Source organism: Paraburkholderia sp., assembly GCF_035656215.1.
Taxonomy (GTDB): domain Bacteria; phylum Pseudomonadota; class Gammaproteobacteria; order Burkholderiales; family Burkholderiaceae; genus Paraburkholderia.
In genome coordinates this window covers 1-2,637 of sequence record NZ_DASRSY010000088.1, presented here as the reverse complement: position 1 = coordinate 2,637, position 2,637 = coordinate 1, and the positions used below count along the sequence as shown (strand labels likewise).

3 protein-coding genes are annotated in these 2,637 nt (G+C 61.7%); all 3 read right to left on the bottom strand.

Translation table 11 applies throughout. The annotated features are described in order from the left end of the window. Positions 1 to 266 (bottom strand): cupin domain-containing protein (locus VFE81_RS04935; protein ID WP_325043524.1); only part of this gene is annotated, 266 nt, incomplete at its 3' end. 61 nt (positions 267 to 327) lie between these two features. Next, the gene (locus VFE81_RS04930; RefSeq protein WP_325043523.1) at positions 328 to 1,227 is read right to left on the bottom strand and encodes a DMT family transporter; all 900 of its coding nucleotides are present in this window, start codon (positions 1,225 to 1,227) and stop codon (positions 328 to 330) included. Further along, a complete protein-coding gene (locus VFE81_RS04925) occupies positions 1,224 to 2,144 on the bottom strand; it encodes a bifunctional helix-turn-helix transcriptional regulator/GNAT family N-acetyltransferase (protein WP_325043522.1) in 921 nt (306 codons plus the stop codon). Before VFE81_RS04925 ends, VFE81_RS04930 begins: the two co-directional genes overlap by 4 nt. Positions 2,145 to 2,637: the final 493 nt, after the last annotated feature.

Here is a 2,637-nt window from a genome sequence, read left to right as displayed (position 1 = left end):
GGCAGGAGTTCGACCGTCGGACCGTTCTCCACATCGATGAACAGCCTGCCGTCGACGACATAGAAGAACTCATCCTCATTGTCGTGCCTGTGCCAGTGGAATTCGCCCTGGACGACACCAAGGCGGACGACGCAGTCGTTGACACGACAGAGTGTCTGGTTGGTCCAGTCGTCCCTGACCTGCTCGCGAATCAGGTTGACGTCGATCAGCTTCAGGAAACCGAACTTCACTTCTGTATCGATCCTGTAGTCGTAACGGCTGCTCATACTGAATCCTCCTCGTTGTTGAATGGGTAGCTGCCAGTCAATCGTTTCCGGGCGGCCATCGTCAGCCAGGCCTGACCACCGCCCGCATCCGGCGTCCGTCCCGCAGCGCCACATTGAGGCCGCCGACGACCAGCGCGACGGACAGGCAGAGCCCCCACGATGGCATCTGGCGCGCGAGCAGCAACTCGATCACCGTTGCAGTAACCGGTCCCAACGCCTGAAAGGCGACGACGCGGCTCGCTTCGAGTTTGCCCAGCGCCCACAGCCAGCAGAAATAGCCGACGCCGCTCGACAGGCCAATGAAGACGACGTTTGCCCACTGCATCGCCGACAGGCGGGGAACGAGTGGCTGCGCCGTTGCGAGACAGAGCGCGCCCAGAAAAATGACGGCGGTGAACATGGCCAGCGCGCTGGTCGGCAAAGCCGGGTAGCGGCGCAGGTACGGCCGGTACAGCATGCTGCAGACAGCCCCGATCACCGTCGCACCGATGAGCGCCGCAATCGCGGACAGGTCAGCGTGTGCCGAAACGTGCGCCAGCGATGTATGAAGCAGAAAGCCAACCCCCGATACCGCCAGCACGAGTCCGGTCAGTCTTGCGAGACTGAAGACCTCGCGGCGCAGTCCGACGGCGAGGCACATCGTCACCAGCGGCATCGTCGAGAATATGAGGGCGCACGTCGCTGCCGATAGCGTTTCCAGTGCGTAATTGAGCAGCACGATCAGCACGGCGAACTGGAACACGCCGAGCACAGCGATCGCGGCCGTGTCCTTCACCGAAAAGCGCGTGCGGCGGGTCAGTAACATCGGCACAGCAAGAACACACATACCGATGAAATAACGCAGAAAGGCGAGCGTCGCGGGCGAGGCATCGGTGGAGACCGTCCGCGTGGCGACCATCGCCGCGCCGACCAGCACGCCGGTCGCCGCTGCTGCGAGCGTCGCCTGCGGTCGGGCGTTCACAGGTCGAGTGCCCACGTTTGCCCAACCAGGTCCTTGCCAAAGCTGTGATGCGGTTCTTCCTCGATCAGCCGGAAGCCGGCCTTTTCGTAGATCCGGCGCGCGTCGCCCAGCACGCTGTTGGTCCACAACACCAGCTTCCGGTAGCCAGCAAGGCGGGCGAACCGCAGGCATTCCTCGACGAGCCGCCTGCCGATTCCAAGCCCACGGGCACTCGGTTCGACGTAAAGCAGGCGAAGCTTTGCGGTAGTTTCATCATGTCGAACGATAAATACCGAGCCGACCACCTTGCCGTCCTTCTCGGCGATCCAGCAGCGTTCCGAACTCCGGTCGAACTCGCGCACGTACCGGGCGACGATCTCGGCAACCAGTGCTTCGAATTCGGCGTTCCAGCCGTACTCCTGGGCGTAGAGCACGCCGTGGCGATGCACGATCCAGCCCATGTCTCCGGGTTGCGGATCGCGCAGCAGGTAAGACGGGATGTGTTCGCCGAGCAGCCCTTCGATCTGGCCCATCGCGTCGACCAGCTGGTGCTGCTCGGGGACCGACAGCCGTTCCAGCATCGCGATGATTTCGCGGCGTGAAGCCTCATTCAGCGGTGCGAATGTCGCACGCCCCTTTTCCGTCAGTTGCAGGTGCGCGATGCGCCCGTCGGCTGGCGAGCGCGTCTTCCCGATGAGCCCGTTCTTCTCGAAACCGGCAATCACGCGACTCAGGTACCCTGCATCAAGGCCGAGTTCACGGCATAGATCGGAAGTGGTCAGCGCTGGACGGTGCGCCAGTTCATACAGGATGCGCACTTCGGTTAGCGAGAACTCGCTGTCCAGCAGATATTCATGCAGCACGCCGATCTGGCGGGTATAGAAGCGGTTGAAGCGGCGGACTGTTTCCGCGCGGTCCTCGATTTGTGCATCAGACATGGATTCTCCAGAACGTTGCCTCTGGCTTGATAATATGTGCCAAAGGCAACTAATACAAGTTACTTCGCCACAGAGTTGCTCTGTCTGAAGGATTTTCCGAAAATATCGACAAACGTCCACTCGGGCCAAAGTCGGCCCAAGAACTCCGAGAATTCATCGTTCATTTTCGGAACGGTTTCGCTGGGAGGCTCGCCGGTGCGGACTGTCGGCGCGATGACCCTGCAAGCCTTCGGCTGCACACGGGCGCTTTTCCTGGCATCGCTCTCAGCCGGAATTGCGGTCGCCTCGCGACGTGTTCTCGCACACGCAGAGTTCGTGTGCCGCATCGCCGCGGTCGCGCCGGTTGTCATTGGCCTCGACACATTTGCCGATGGATTGAGTCAACTTTGATGGTCAAACACGGCGGCCAGGCAGACGGCCGGGGCAGGACCGGAGGCTGGCAAAAATAGCCGGCTTGCAGCGTTCCACCGGGGTGGAACGCATGTCCCATGCG

Excerpts from the sequence above, each read along its gene's own strand:
- VFE81_RS04925 (WP_325043522.1), bottom strand. The coding sequence starts at position 2,144 with ATGTCTGATGCACAAATCGAGGACCGCGCGGAAACAGTCCGCCGCTTC.